The sequence below is a fragment of the Burkholderia sp. MSMB1588 genome (genome assembly GCF_001546925.1).
GTDB classification, from domain to species: Bacteria; Pseudomonadota; Gammaproteobacteria; order Burkholderiales; family Burkholderiaceae; genus Burkholderia; species Burkholderia humptydooensis.
Genome location: NZ_CM003770.1, coordinates 270,970 through 284,646 on the forward strand (window position 1 = coordinate 270,970; position 13,677 = coordinate 284,646).

12 protein-coding genes are annotated in these 13,677 nt (G+C 67.7%); 2 read left to right on the forward strand and 10 right to left on the reverse strand.

What is annotated here, in order from left to right; translation table 11 throughout:
- The first annotated feature begins 38 nt into the window (after nucleotides 1-38).
- Nucleotides 39-827, forward strand: a complete 789-nt coding sequence (locus WS92_RS01050) for an AraC family transcriptional regulator (protein ID WP_059928900.1) — start codon at nucleotides 39-41, stop codon at nucleotides 825-827.
- Here the strand turns inward: WS92_RS01050 and WS92_RS01055 are convergent.
- Genes WS92_RS01055 through WS92_RS01100 form a run of 10 tightly spaced genes read right to left on the reverse strand, consistent with a single transcriptional unit; the run spans nucleotide 797 to nucleotide 13,541 of the window.
- Entirely contained in the window at nucleotides 797-1,963 is a 1,167-nt protein-coding gene (locus WS92_RS01055) for a glycosyltransferase family 4 protein (protein WP_009915725.1), read from the reverse strand. The genes WS92_RS01050 and WS92_RS01055 overlap by 31 nt on opposite strands.
- Complete coding sequence (locus WS92_RS01060) at nucleotides 1,963-3,147, reverse strand: glycosyltransferase family 4 protein (protein WP_015603535.1); 1,185 nt, start codon at nucleotides 3,145-3,147, stop codon at nucleotides 1,963-1,965. Before WS92_RS01060 ends, WS92_RS01055 begins: the two co-directional genes overlap by 1 nt.
- Complete coding sequence (locus WS92_RS01065) at nucleotides 3,144-4,619, reverse strand: glucose-6-phosphate isomerase (RefSeq protein WP_009915726.1); 1,476 nt, start codon at nucleotides 4,617-4,619, stop codon at nucleotides 3,144-3,146. Before WS92_RS01065 ends, WS92_RS01060 begins: the two co-directional genes overlap by 4 nt.
- Before the next feature lie 11 nt (nucleotides 4,620-4,630).
- The gene (locus WS92_RS01070) at nucleotides 4,631-5,770 is read right to left on the reverse strand and encodes a glycosyltransferase (RefSeq protein ID WP_015603440.1); all 1,140 of its coding nucleotides are present in this window, start codon (nucleotides 5,768-5,770) and stop codon (nucleotides 4,631-4,633) included.
- A gap of 43 nt (nucleotides 5,771-5,813) precedes the next feature.
- Nucleotides 5,814-6,761 (reverse strand): glycosyltransferase family 2 protein, encoded by a 948-nt coding sequence (locus WS92_RS01075; RefSeq protein WP_059928903.1) that lies wholly within the window; start codon nucleotides 6,759-6,761, stop codon nucleotides 5,814-5,816.
- Nucleotides 6,762-6,792: 31 nt separating this feature from the next.
- Nucleotides 6,793-9,012: a polysaccharide biosynthesis tyrosine autokinase gene (locus tag WS92_RS01080; protein ID WP_015603723.1), complete on the reverse strand. Its 2,220-nt coding sequence runs from the start codon at nucleotides 9,010-9,012 to the stop codon at nucleotides 6,793-6,795.
- Between the two features lie 50 nt (nucleotides 9,013-9,062).
- The gene (locus tag WS92_RS01085) at nucleotides 9,063-10,241 is read right to left on the reverse strand and encodes a polysaccharide biosynthesis/export family protein (RefSeq protein ID WP_015603655.1); all 1,179 of its coding nucleotides are present in this window, start codon (nucleotides 10,239-10,241) and stop codon (nucleotides 9,063-9,065) included.
- Nucleotides 10,235-10,669 carry a low molecular weight protein-tyrosine-phosphatase gene (locus tag WS92_RS01090; RefSeq protein WP_059928906.1) on the reverse strand — a complete coding sequence of 145 codons (435 nt, stop codon included), beginning with the start codon at nucleotides 10,667-10,669 and terminating at the stop codon, nucleotides 10,235-10,237. Before WS92_RS01090 ends, WS92_RS01085 begins: the two co-directional genes overlap by 7 nt.
- A gap of 21 nt (nucleotides 10,670-10,690) precedes the next feature.
- Nucleotides 10,691-12,112, reverse strand: coding sequence for a UDP-glucose dehydrogenase family protein (locus WS92_RS01095; protein ID WP_059928910.1), 1,422 nt, complete (start codon nucleotides 12,110-12,112; stop codon nucleotides 10,691-10,693).
- A gap of 46 nt (nucleotides 12,113-12,158) precedes the next feature.
- Nucleotides 12,159-13,541 (reverse strand): undecaprenyl-phosphate glucose phosphotransferase, encoded by a 1,383-nt coding sequence (locus WS92_RS01100; RefSeq protein WP_009915732.1) that lies wholly within the window; start codon nucleotides 13,539-13,541, stop codon nucleotides 12,159-12,161.
- On the opposite strand from WS92_RS01100, the gene WS92_RS35485 reads away from it, so the two are divergent.
- Nucleotides 13,474-13,665: a hypothetical protein gene (locus tag WS92_RS35485; RefSeq protein WP_162486726.1), complete on the forward strand. Its 192-nt coding sequence runs from the start codon at nucleotides 13,474-13,476 to the stop codon at nucleotides 13,663-13,665. The two genes, WS92_RS01100 and WS92_RS35485, sit on opposite strands and share 68 nt — an antisense overlap.
- Nucleotides 13,666-13,677 lie beyond the last annotated feature (12 nt).

Sequence of the window (13,677 nt, forward strand, 5' to 3'; positions counted from 1 at the left end):
TCGCCCCGTCGCCAGCGTTCGCCGGCCGTCGCTCGATCATGACCCGCCCCGCTTCGCCCACCCTGTCGCTGCGCCGTTACGGCGTCGTGCGGGAGTCGGACGTGCACGACTTCCATCAGATCGTGCTCGGTGTCGACGGCGCGATGACGATGACGGTCGACGGCGTCGACGAACGGATCGACTGCCGCTCCGCGTGGCTGATTCCGGCCGGATCGCGGCACGACTACGCGGGGCTCGCCCACAACAGCCAACTGGTGCTCGACTTGCCGCCCGGCTCGCTCGCGGTGCCCGAGCGGCTGTTCGAGCGCCCCAAGACGATGGCGATCGCCCCGGGCCTCACGATGCTCGTCGGCGAATTCGCGTCGCGACTCGCGCGCGGGCCGCGCGTCGACACCGCATCGGCCCGGCGCCTGCACTGGCAAGCAGCCGCGCGGCTATGCGACGCGCTCGTCGGCGAACTGGGCGGCGCGCCGGCGCAGCCCGCCGTCGGGCTCGACTTCGCGCGCATCGATCGCTGGCTGCGCGCGCATCTCGCTCAGCCGCTGCGCATCGCCGATCTCGCCGCGCATTGCGGATTCGGCATGCGCCGCTTCCATCAGCTCTTCTGCGAAGCGTTCGGCGAGACGCCGCATCGCTATCTGCAGCGGCTGCGGCTCGACGCCGCCGTCGTATTGATGGGGGATCCGAAACGTTCGCTGACCGACATCGCGAGCGAAGTCGGTTTCGCCGATCAGAGCGCATTCACGCACGCGTTCACCAAACGGTTCGGACTCGCGCCCGGCCGGTGGCGCAGCGATCAACCCGCCGCCCGAATCGCCTCCTCGTAGACCTCCGCGACACGGCGCGCAATCACCGTGTTGTCGAAATGCGCGCGCGCGTATTGCCGGCATGCGTCCGCATCCGGCAGCACGAGCGAGCCGGACAGCGCGGCCGTCAACCCGTCCGCGATCGCGGCCGCGCCGATCTCCGGCAGCACGAGCGCCTCGGACAGGCCCGCGACCGCCTCCGGCAGCCCGCCGACGGGTGTCACGAGCACCGGCGTGCCGGACGCGAGCGACTCGACGGTGATGAGCCCGAAGCCTTCGAGCGCGACGGTCGGCACGACGCTCAGCGTCGCCGCGCGGTACAGCGCGGCCAGATGATGGTCGGGCACGAAGCCGAGCAGCTTCACGTTGTCGCCGAGCTCGGCATCGTCGATCCGTTCCTGCAATTCGCCTTCGAGCCGCCCCTTGCCGGCAATCAGCAGCAGCACGTCCGGATGCCGACGGCGCACGGTCTTCACCGCGTCGATCAGATCCTCGAGCCCCATGCGCCGCACGAGCCGCCGTACCGCGAGCACGATCGGCCGGTCCTGCGGCAGTTGCAGCTTGCGACGCGCGTCGGCGGACGTCATCGGCAGATCGAATTGCGTGGTGTCGACGCAACCGGGCACGACGCGCACGCGCGCCGGATCGACGTTGTAGCGCGACGTGAGAATCTGCCCGAACGCGCGCGACAGCACGATGAGCCGCGACGAGCGCGCGTAGACCGCCTGCTCGAGCCGGTGCTTGACCTTCTGCCCGATCGAATCCGCGCCCTCGACGTGGCTCTCGTCGGCCCACGGGCCCTGGAAATGCGACACCTGCGGGATGCCGCGCGTCACGTCGAGCCCGGGGAACGTGTACAGCGCGAAATGCGACGATACGACATCGGGCCGCTCGATGCGGACCACGTCGCGCAGCGCGTGACGCGCGGCGATCATCCGGCGCGGCAGCGACGACGTCGCCGGTCCGAAGCCGCGGATCGCGCCGCCCGTATCGGCCGCGACGCGCTCGGAGCCCGCGACGACGCCGCGCACCGCGACACCCGCGCCCGGCAATGCGCCGACGAGCGAGTAGTACATGCGATCGAGCCCGCCCGCCCGCTCGGGAAACCAGTGCATGCCGATTTGCAGCGACTTGATCGACGTTCCGGTGTGCTTCATCACGATGGCTCCTGCGTCACGACATGCTCGGCGCCGGCGAGCGACGGCGACTGCGACGACTGGCGCAGCCGCCGATACAGCGCGATGTACTGCGCGCCCATGCGCGCCCAGCCGAATCCCTCCATCAGCCTGCGCGCCGCGTCGCCCATCGCGCGGCACGCGTCGCGCGAGCGCGCGAGGCGTTCGATCGCGTGCGCGAGCGCGGCCGGATCGTCCGGATCGTCGAGCACGATCCCGCACTCCGGCGTGATGATCTCCGCGCCGCCCGCAGTGCGCGCGGTCACGACAGGCAACCCCGCCGCCATCGCCTCGAGCAGCGACAGGCTCATCGCTTCGTAGCGCGAAGGAAACACGTACGCGTCGACCGACGACATCAGCGTCGGCATGTTCTTCACAAGCCCGAGGAAATGCACGCGCGAATCGATCTTCAGCGCGCGCGCCTCGCCCGGATACGGACTGCCGGGCAAATAGCCCGCGACCGCGAGATGCACGCTCGACGGCAGATGCGCGAGCGCTTTCAGCACGGTGCCGAGATTCTTGCGCGGCGTGCGCAGATCGCCGACGAACAGCAGCATGAACGGCTCGGCCGGCAGGCCGAACGCGCTGCGATCAGGCGCCGCGTTCGCGAACGCCTGCGCGTCGACGCCGTTGTAGATGACGCCGATCCGCTCGCCGTCGATACCGATCTGCCGGATCTCGTCGGCGACCTTCTGCGACACGGCCGTGATCGCGCGCGCGCGCCGGTACGCCCAGCGTTCGAGCAGCGTGTTGGCGCGCGTATAGACGTACTGATACGCGGACCACATCCCCTTCGACAGGCCGAACGGGTAGTAGCGGCTCGCGAACCAGCCGCTATGGACGAAGTGGGCGGTGTTCACGTCGGCGCGCACCCACGAGATGAAGCCGTTGACGTGCAGCACGTCGTATGCGTCGCGATGACGGCGCAGCCACCATGCGCTCTTGATCGCGAACACCTGCTGCTTGACGAGGTTCGACGGCCAGAAGCGGCCCGCCTTCACGGCGATCCAGCGCACGCGCGCATCCGCGAGCAGCTCGGGCGCGACGTGCGACGCGACGAGCGTCACCTGGTAGTTTTCCGCGAGCGCCGCTCGCGCGATCTCGTAATTGACGCGTCCCTGGCCGTCGTTATGGCGCACGACGTGCGTGACGATGGCGATTCTCACTGGTCGGCTCCCGGAAAACGCGCGGCGCTCGCGCGTTGCAGCTTTTGCCAATGCGCCGCGGACAAGATCGAAAATATGCTCATGAACAGCAACAGCCCTCCCGTGCCGATGAACGAATTGGTAAAGACGAGCATCGCGAAGACAGACAAACTGAGACTCAGGCACGCGGCGGCGAACTTGTCGCGCCGCAGCCGCAACGATGCGCGCAGCGCGCGGCCGAGCAGCCAGACGAGCCCGAGCAGATAGAGCAGCGTGCCGGGCCAGCCGAGCACGAACGGCACGTTCATCACGCCGCTGTCGAAGCTGCCGTACTTGCCGAGGCTGCCGCCGTCGCTCGACAGCTTCGTCGACGCGCCGGTCGCGCCGAGGCCCTCGCCCGCGACGTCGGTAAACGCAGTCTGCGCGAACGTCGCGTAGAACTTGTTGCGGTCGTCGTAGCTGCGGTCGTCCTTCAGGTTCGTGATCGACTGCAGGCGCTGGCCGAGACGGTCCGCCACCGGCCCGACGGTCAGGAGCGGCACGCACAGCGCGGCCAGCACGACTGCGCTGCCGATGATCCTCACGCGCACGCGATTGCTCGATTTCGCGAGCTGGATCGCGAGCGCGATCACCCAGCCGCCCCACGTCGAGCGCACGAGACACAGGCAGAACGAAATGAAGCCCGCGGCGCCCGCGATCCAGCGCACGCGCTCCGTCGCGGCGATCATGAACACGAGCGCGCCCATCATCGCGAACGCGAACGGCCCCGACGAATTCATCGTGCTGAACACGCGCACGCCGTACGGCACCGGATCGCCCTGCGAATTCATCTGCGAGCCGATCATCCACAGCGCATCCCATTTCGGCATCGCGAAGAACTGCACGATTCCATAGACGCCCATCACGAGCATCCCCCAGACGAACGTCGACAGGATCACCTTCCGGTACTCGGGGTAGTCCCGCGAATGAACGGCGATGTGAAAGCCGATCAGCACCGGGTAGAGCCAGTTCGCGAGGTCGTAGGTGGCGGCGAGCGGCCCGCTCGACACGACGCCGACGAGAAACGCGTATATCAGGCCGAACAGGATCAACAGCACCGGCAGCCCGCGTCGCTCGGCGAGCACGCGGTAGTGGCGCAGCAAGCCGAGCCCCGCGATCATCGTGACCGCGAGCGGCGCGATCTGGATCAGGCTCGTCGGCGTATAGGCGCCCTTCGACCAGTCGGCGAGGCGGCGCACCTCCGGGCTCAGGAACCACATCCACCACATGAAGCCGACATAGCGCGCCGGGCTCATGAAATACAGCCACAAGCCGGCCGCGACCGCGAGACATGGAAAGCCGTACGTGAGCAGCGTGCCCTGATGCGCGGCGATCAGCAGCGCCGTGACGGTCCACAAGCCTGCCTGCGCGACCCAATGCTTCGGATCGCTCAGCAGTTTGCTGCGGCGCGCGCCGCCGCCGGATGCGGGAACGGGCAGGGTCGTCGCGCTCATCGCAGCCGTCCTCAACCGTTCGAGCGCGAACGCGAATCGGCGAACGACAGCGCCGCCTCGGCCGCCTGTTGCGCGCGGCGGCGCGTGAGCAGATCGCGCGTGATCCGCGCGTGCTGCGCGGCGAACTGCTGCGTCGTCAGATCGCGTTCCCGCAACCGGCGCGCGGCCGCCTGCGCGCGCGCGAGCGCCTGGTCGGGCCGCGCGGCGAGCGCGTCGGCCGCGCGCCGCAGCGCGGGCGCGTCGAACGGCTGCACGTAGGTCGCGGTGCCGTGCGGGAAATAGTCGCGCAGCCCGCCGACGTCGGTGACGATCATCGGCTTGCCGACGGCCGCCGCCTCGAGCATCACCGTGATGCCCGACGCGTGATGGTTCGGCCGCAGCGGCACGACGATCAGATCCGCCCAGTCGTACAACTCGCGCTGCTTGACGATACCCGACGCGGGCGCGATCTCGACGTTCGGCGCATGCAGCGCGCGCGGAATCCGGCGGCGCGTCGCGAGCCGCACGTCGTAGCGCGAATCGCCGCCGAACGCGGCGACGAACGTCTTCCAGTCGCGATCGCGATCGTTGCCGATCGCGGCGATGCGCAGCGGCCGGTGCGGCGACCAGGCATCCGGCGCGCCAATCGGGAAATCCTGCGTGTTCAGCCCGTAGTACACCTGCAATGCGTCGCGCCGCAGGTAGCGGCGGCACAGCTCGGCGTTGTTGCGCGCGAGCGTCGTCAGCACGTCCGCGCGGCCGATCAGCTTCCGGTACGCCCAGCGGCGCACGAAGCCATAGCCGGGCCATTTGTCGAGCAGCCAGACGCTTTGCGCGAGCAGCAGCGGCCTCGCGCCGCGCGCGCCGGACAGCTTCAGCACGAACGCGGCCGCAAGATGCTCCTGCTCGGTGTGCGTCCAGATCACGTCGGATTCCAGCAGCTCGGCGCGGTTGCGCCATGCATGCATCAGATCGAAGCCGAGCGCGTACTTCAGCGCGCGGCGGCCGATGCCGACGAGCCGACCCTCGCGCGCGTCGCGCGAATACGTCAATGCGAACTCTTCGGACTCCGCATGGTGATAGCCGTACAGGCAGCCGATATCGTCGCCCTTGCGATAGGTACGCGGATCGGCGCCGTAAAACAGATGAACGTGAACCTTCGTGACGGTCATGCGAAAACTCCAGCCCGAATCGATTGAATCTGCAACGTGTCGCTCATTGCGCAACGCCGGCGTGAGGCGCGGGCGCCATGCGTCGCGCGTCGTGCGCGCCTTGCCGCACCGCGCGCCAGCGCGCGCGCATGCTCGCGCCGTTCTTCGCCGCGGCGGTCAGCACGACGTGCACGAACCCCGGATACGCACGGGTGCCGACGAACGTCCACCACCACCATGCGATCTCGCGCCGCATGGGCGGCAGATGCTCGCGCAACGTCAGATGCAGGTTGTACGCGGCGTTCGACAGCGCGGCCATCGACGCGGCGTCGCGGCGGTCGTCGTCGAAGCGCTCGGCCGGGTAATGGTCGACCGCGACGGCCGGGTCGTAGACGAGCTTCCAGCCCGCGCGCTTCACGCCCATGCTGAACGACGTGTCGTTGTGCGTCTGCGCGCCCGCGCCGCGAAGGCGCGTGTCGAAGCGCAGGCCCTCGATCGCCGCGCGGCGGTAGCTCATGTTCGCGCCTTTCAGCGTATCGACTTCGCGCGCGCCGCCGACGCCGAGATGATGATTGCCGATGATCTTGCCCGACATCGTGAGCCTGCCGACGAGCGACTGCTCGCCGTCGAGCAGCCGGCCTTTCTCGTGCACCCAGTCGCGGCCGCCCACGGCGCCGACGCGCGGATCGGCCGCGAAAATCGTGCCGATCCGCTCGATCCAGTCGGCGCGCGGCGCGGCGTCGTCGTCGGTAATCGCTACCACGTCGCCGCGCGCGGCGTCGAGCCCGCGGTTGAGCGCAGCCACCTGTCCCGGCACGTCGACCGTCACGATCCGCAGCGCGAGCGCGCCGCATACGCCCGGATCGGCGAGCCGCTCGTGCGTCGCGTCGTCGTCGGGGCGCGCGACGATGATCACCTCGTCGGGCGCGACGCGCTGCCGCTGCAGCGCGACCAGACAGCGCGCGAGATCCGCGGGACGCCGGTAGGTCGGCACGAGTACGGAAATTTTCATCGTCACCTCGTCGATCGAAGAAGAGCCCGCGTCATGCGTTCAGATATTCGTGCACGGCCGCATAGCCGCGGCCGTAGCCGCGCGTGCGCGCCGGCACGCCGTTGAAGATCCCGCCTTGCAACTGCACGCCCGCGGTGCGCAACCGCTTGATCGCGTCGCCGATCTCGCCCTCGGTGTGCATGCCCGAGCGCAGCACGAGGAACGTCGAGCCGGCGAGTTCGCCGAAGATCGTCGCATCGGTGACGGCGAGAATCGGCGGCGAATCGACGATCACCATGTCGTAGCGCTTCGCGAGGCCGTCGAGGTATTGAGACAGACGCGGCGACATCAGCAGCTCCGACGGATTCGGCGGGCGCGCGCCCGACGGAATGAACGACAGCCCCGGCACCGACGTTTCGCGAATCGCCTCTTCGAGCGCGACCTGGTCGCTCAGCAGCTCCGACAGGCCGCTTCTCCCACCCGTTCCGAAATGGCGGTCGAGCGTGCCGCGCCGCATGTCCGCGTCGATCAGCAGCACACGCTTGCCCGAATGCGCGACGAGCGCGGCGAGATTGATCGCGAGAAAGCTCTTGCCGATGCCGGGCGTCGGGCCCGTCAGCACGATCACGCGGTTCCTCGCGTCCATCAGCGCGAACTGCATCGCGGTGCGCAGGCTGCGCAGGCTCTCGACGCTCAGATCCTTCGGCCGCGCGCACGCGAGAATCGGCCGCACGCGGTTGCCCTTGTCCGCGGCATCGAATCGCGTCTGCTCCACGCTCATCGGCACGAGGCCGTACAGCGGCAGGTTGAACGCGCGCTCGACGCGATCCGGGTCCTCGATCCCATGAAACAGGTTGCGGCGCAGGAACACAACGCTCGTGCCGAGAATCAGGCCGAGCAGCGTCGCCGCCGACAGGATCAGCACCTTCTTCGGCTTGACCGGCACGCCCGGGCGCAGCGCCGCATCGACGAGGCGGATGCTGCCGCCCGTGCCGGCCTTCTGCACCGATAGCTCCTGCACGCGGTTGAGCAGCAGCACGTAGATGTCTTCCGCGACCTTCGCGTTGCGCTGCAGCGCGACCGCCTTCACTTCGGTCGCCGGCAGCCCGCGGAACTTGCCGTCGTACTTCGCGCGCTCCGCCTCGAGCTGTCCGAGCTGCTGCTTCGCCGCGACGACGAGCGGATGCTCGTCCGTGTAGCGCTGCGCGAGCGCCGCGAGCTGCAGCCGCTGCGCGGCGATCTGCTGCTCGTACTGGACGCTGCCTTCGAGATAGACCTTCGCTTCGTCGCTCGCGTTGATCGAGCCCGACGTGCGCTGATACTGGGTGAGCTCCGCCTCCGCGCGCTCGAGGTCCGATTTCAGGCGCGGCTCTTCGTTCTTCAGGAACTCGAGCATCTTCGTCGCTTCGGCCTGCTTGCTCGTCACGTGCTGATGCAGATACGACTGCGCGAGCGCGTTCGCGATCTGCGCGGTCTGTTCGGGGTCCTTGCCTTCGAGCGAGATCTGGATCACGCCCGTCTGCTTGCCCTGCTCCGTCACCTGGATCGCAGACTGGAACGCGGTGATCGCATCGAGATCGTTCTGCCGGATCACCGTGAACCGCGTGCCGGGCCGCGCGACGAGCTTCGACACGCTGATCGTCACGCCGCCGCCCTGCTCGCTCTCGCCGACCTTGCCGCGCACGAGCAGGGCGCCGTCCGGATCGGCGAGCGTGTAGGCGCCGTCCGCGCCGGCCGTGAGCGTCAGCTTCTTGCCTTCGAGCGCGGGCGTCACGTCGATCGAATCGACGTTCGCCTCCTCGCCGCCCCACGCGTACGATGACAGCCCGAGCCACGGCTTGGCCGGATGGCCCGGCGTCGCGAGCCGCGCCGCGATCGCGCCGAGAATCGGGAACGTGTTCGGGCTCACCGACGAGTTCAGCTTGAACTGCTCGACGACCGGCGCGACGACGCCGCGGCTCTTGATGATCTCGATTTCGGCATCGGTGGGCGGCGTCGGCGGCCCGCTGTTGATCATCGCGCCCGTCTGCGTCTGCGTGAGCGCTTGCGACGTGTTGTCGCTCGCCTCGACCCGCACCTGCGCATCGGCCGAATAGATCGGCTTCGCGACGTAGCAGTAGAGCCCGGCGAGCGCGATCACGACCAACGCGATGCCGAGGAGCAGCCAGATATCGTCGAGAATCACCTGGATCATCTGACCCAGGACGACGTCTTCCTCGTCGGTCTTCACCGCGAGGTCGGCATAAGGATGTTTCGCTTGCGTATTCACCATGCATTCCCGCTTGAGGTTGAGGCGGGCCGCGCGCGACGGCCCGGGACCGATCAGCGCGTGATCTGCTTCATGTAGTAAATCGACTGGATCGTCGGGAAAATCTGCTGCAGCAGGCGGTTGAAGCGCACCGATCCCGCCGTGCCGACGTACACGACGTCGAGCGGCTTCAGCCGGAAGCGGCTCGACAGCATCAGCGCGTCGGGCTGCGTCATGTCGAGGCGGAAGATGTCGGGCGTGTTCGGCTTGTCCTGCAGATCGCGCAGCACGTACACCTGGCGCGGATTCGCATCGGTGTCGAGGATGCCGCCGCCCGCCGTGAGCGCGTCGGCGATCGAGAGGCGCCCCTTGAGCATCGGCACCGTCGCGGGCGTCTTCACCTCGCCCATCACGAACACGCGGCTGTCGCCGCGGTCCGGCACGTTGACGATGTCGCCCGGCTGCAGCATCACGTTCTGCGAAACATCGCCGCGATCGAGCATGCCGTTCGCGTCGAGCTGGTAGAACTTGCCTTCGCGCGTCAAGCGCACGCGCTGCAGATCGGCCTCGTTCGTCGAGCCGCCCGAGCGCGTGATCGCATCGACGAGCGTGAGCGGCACGTCGGTGATCGCGAGCGGGCCGGGCGTCTTCACTTCGCCCGTCACCTGCACTTTCTGGCTGCGATACGACAGCACGCGCACGTCGACCTGCGGATTCTTCACGTAACGCGCAAGCCGCGCCGCAAGCTCGTCGCGCACCTGGCCGACCGTCTTGCCCGCCGCACGCAGGCGGCCGACGAACGGAAAATAGATCGTGCCGTCGGACATCACCGTCTGCCCGTACGGATCGGCCTGGCCGGGCAGCGCGTTCGCATACGGCTGCTGCAGCGCGCCCGCGACCGTCTGCGTCGTGTTGCCACCGCTCGAGAACGACTGGCCCTGCGGCGTCGTGAGCTCCGGGTGATCCCAGACTGTCACGCCGAGAATGTCCTGCGGCGCGATCCGGTACACGTACTGCGTCGGATCGACGAAGCGCGCGGGCGGCAGCGGCTGCTGCTCCTTGCGCTGCGCGTCGGCCTGCGATGCGACCAGTTGCGCGGTGATGAGCTGCACGTTGTAATGCTCGGCAGACTGCGCATCCTTGTCGTCGAGACGCGACGTGTCGAGATAGTTGCCGGGCGCCGTCGCGCACGCCTGCAACAGCGTGGCGGCCGCGACGGCGAGCACCAGGGGTCTAAGCGAACGATTCAGCATATCTTTTGCAACCATCCTTGAACGAGACGTTCGATCAATGTGTAGCTCTCCCGATAATCGGCCTCGGGACCGCCGTACGGATCGGCGATCTCCGCGCCCTCCCATTTGCCGAGCAAATGCACCTTGCCGCGCGCGAACGGATCGATCGTCTCGACCTCGGCGATTTGCCGGCGCTCGGTGACGAGCACGAGATCCGCCGCGCGCACGAGCGCGCGGCTCAGCCGCTGCGAACGGTGCGGCGCCGCGTCGACGCCGCGCTCGGCGAGCAGGCGCGACATCGTCGGATCGATGCCGTCGCCGTCGTTCGCGGCGATGCCCGCCGAGTGGAACGAAAGCGGCTTGCGCAGCGCCATCGACCTGAACAGCAGCTCCGCGGCCGGACTTCGGCACACGTTCGCGCGGCATACGATCAGAATGTTACGAAACATGCTCGAACCCGTGCCGATCGCTCACGCGCCCGCGCGCGCTGCGCGCGCATCGTTCCGGTCGCCCGACGCCGCGCGCTGCGCGGTGCCGGGCCGCCCGATCGGGTAGTACTCGATGCCGAGCTCGCGCATCGCGATCGGCTCGTACAGATTGCGTCCGTCGAAAATCACGGGCGTCTTCCAGCGCTTGCCGAGCGCGACGAAATCCGGACTCTTGAACGCCTTCCATTCGGTGACGATCACGAGCGCGTCCGCGTCCTGCGCGACCTGCGCTTCGTCCTCGGCGAATGCGAGTCGCCCGAGCACGTGCTCGCGGTCGCCCAGATCGAGCGCGAGCACGCGCTGCGCCTCGGCCTGCGCGACCGGATCGTAGGCAACAACGTGCGCGCCGCGCGACAGCAGCTCCGCGATCAGCGCGCGGCTCGGCGCCTCGCGCATGTCGTCGGTGTTCGGCTTGAACGCGAGGCCCCACACGCCGAAGCGGCGGCCCGTCAGATCCTCGCCGAAGCGCGCGACGACCTTCCGCGCGAGCACGTGCTTCTGCTCGTCGTTGACGGCGGACACCGCCTGCAGCACGCGCAGCGCCTGCCCGTGCTCGGCCGCCGTGCGGATCAACGCTTCGACGTCCTTCGGAAAGCACGAGCCGCCGTAGCCGCAGCCCGCGTACAGAAAGTGATAGCCGATGCGCGGATCGGAGCCGATCCCGCGCCGCACCGCTTCGATGTCAGCGCCGAAGCGGTCCGCGAGATTCGCGAGCTCGTTCATGAACGAGATGCGCGTCGCGAGCATCGCGTTCGCCGCATACTTCGTGAACTCGGCCGAGCGCACGTCCATGTAGAGCGTGCGCTCGTGATTGCGATTGAACGGCGCGTAGAGCTTCTTCATCAGCTCGCGCGCGCGCTCGCCGGGCACGTCGTCGTCGCAGCCGATCACGATCCGGTCCGGCCGCGTGAAATCCTCGACCGCCGCGCCCTCCTTCAGGAACTCCGGATTCGACACGATCGAAAACATCGAGTCGTCGCCGCGCGCCTTCAGCTCGTCAGCGACGGCCGCGCGCACGCGCTCGGCCGTGCCGACGGGCACCGTCGACTTGTCGACGATCACCTTGAAGCCCTTCATGTAGCGACCGATGTTGCGCGCCGCGGCGAGCACGTACTGCAGGTCCGCGGAGCCGTCCTCGTCGGGCGGCGTGCCGACCGCGATGAACTGCACGTCGCCGTGCGCGACGGCCGCTTCGACATCGGTCGAGAACTGCAGGCGGCCCGCCGAGCGGTTGCGCGCGATGATCTCCTTGAGGCCCGGCTCGTGAATCGGCACGCCGCCGCCGTTCAGGATGTCGATCTTTTTCCGATCGACGTCGAGACAGAACACGTCGTGGCCGATGTCGGCGAGACATGCGCCCGTGACGAGCCCTACATAACCGCTGCCGATGATAGTCAGATTCATCTGTCGAACCTCTTTACCCAGTGAGTCGTAAAACGCGTTGCCGCGCTCAGTACGCGTTGCTGCCGGTGAAGCCTTTCCACAGCGTCAGCGCGACGATCTTGATGTCGAGCCAGAACGACCAGTTCTGCATGTAGTACAGATCGAGCTTCACGCGGCCCATCATCTTCTCGATGCGGTCGGTCTCGCCGCGAAAGCCGTTGATTTGCGCCCAGCCGGTGATGCCCGGCTTGATCCGGTAGCGGAACATGTAGCCCTTGACGAGATCCTTGTAGATGTCGTCGTGCTCGAGCGCGTGCGGACGCGGGCCGACCACCGACATCTCGCCCTTGAGCACGTTGATGAACTGCGGCAGCTCGTCGAGGCTCGTGCGGCGCAGAAAGCGGCCGAAGGGCGTCACGCGCGAATCGTTCTTCTTCGCCTGCGTGACCTTTCCCGCCGCCTCCTGATGCATCTTCATCGAGCGGAACTTGTAGATCTCGAACTCGTTGCCGTCGATGCCCTTGCGCTTCTGCCGGAAGAACACCGGGCCGGGCGACGTGAGCTTCACGAGCATCGCGATCACGAGCATCGCGGGCGACAGCATCATGAGCGCGCCGAGCGCGAACAGCCGGTCGAACACGAACTTCGGCAGGATCCGCACGTCGGTGATCGGCGAAGCGGCGAGATTGATCGCGGGCACGCCGAGCAGTTCGATGACTTCCTGATTGAAGAACGACAGGCTGCGTACGTCCGGCACGAAACGAATGTTGACGAAATCGTTTCGGAATTCGGTGACGATCCGATGAATCTGCGGCTCTTCGGACAGCGGCAGCACGAGCCACAGTTCGCCGATCTCGCGGCCGCGCACGCGGCGCACGAGGTCTGCGAAGCGGCGCTCGATCGCGATGCCGTCGGCGCCCGCCATCGACGCGTCGCCATGCTCGTCGTAGATGCACACCGGATTGAAGCCCGCATCCGGACGCGCCCGCATGTGGGCGACGAGACGCTTCGTCGCGCCGGCCTGCGCGCTGCCGACGATCGCAACCGACTTGTGGTTGTAGCCGCCGCGCCGCAGTTGCCGCAGCACCGCGTACACGCAGGCCTTCGAAGCGACGAGCAGCGTGATCGCCGCCATCGCCCAGTAGCCGAGCCACAAGCGCGACAGTTCGCCCGCATGGTGAACGCTGAAGCTCATCAGGATGCCCGCGCCCTCGACGACGAGCCATGCGACCGACACGCGCCACATGAGCCCGAACACCGGCTTGCCGCGCCACGACTGATAAATGCCGAACGCCGGAAAGAACACGACGACGAGCATGCAGTCGAACACGACGACCGTGCGTTGCAGTTCGTCGAGCCACACGAAGCCGCCGCGATGGATCATGGCGGCGATCATTGCACCCGCCACTGCCATCGCGATATCGATCATCCTGGCCAGCACGCTCAACATGGTTATTCCTCGTGAGACGGAAACCGGCCGCACCCATCCCGTCGACGTGCATCCGATTCAAACATTGCATGCCGTTATTGAACCGGGAAGAAAATTCCTCCCGCAAGCGCACAAGTATTTCTAAAAATAATCGGAA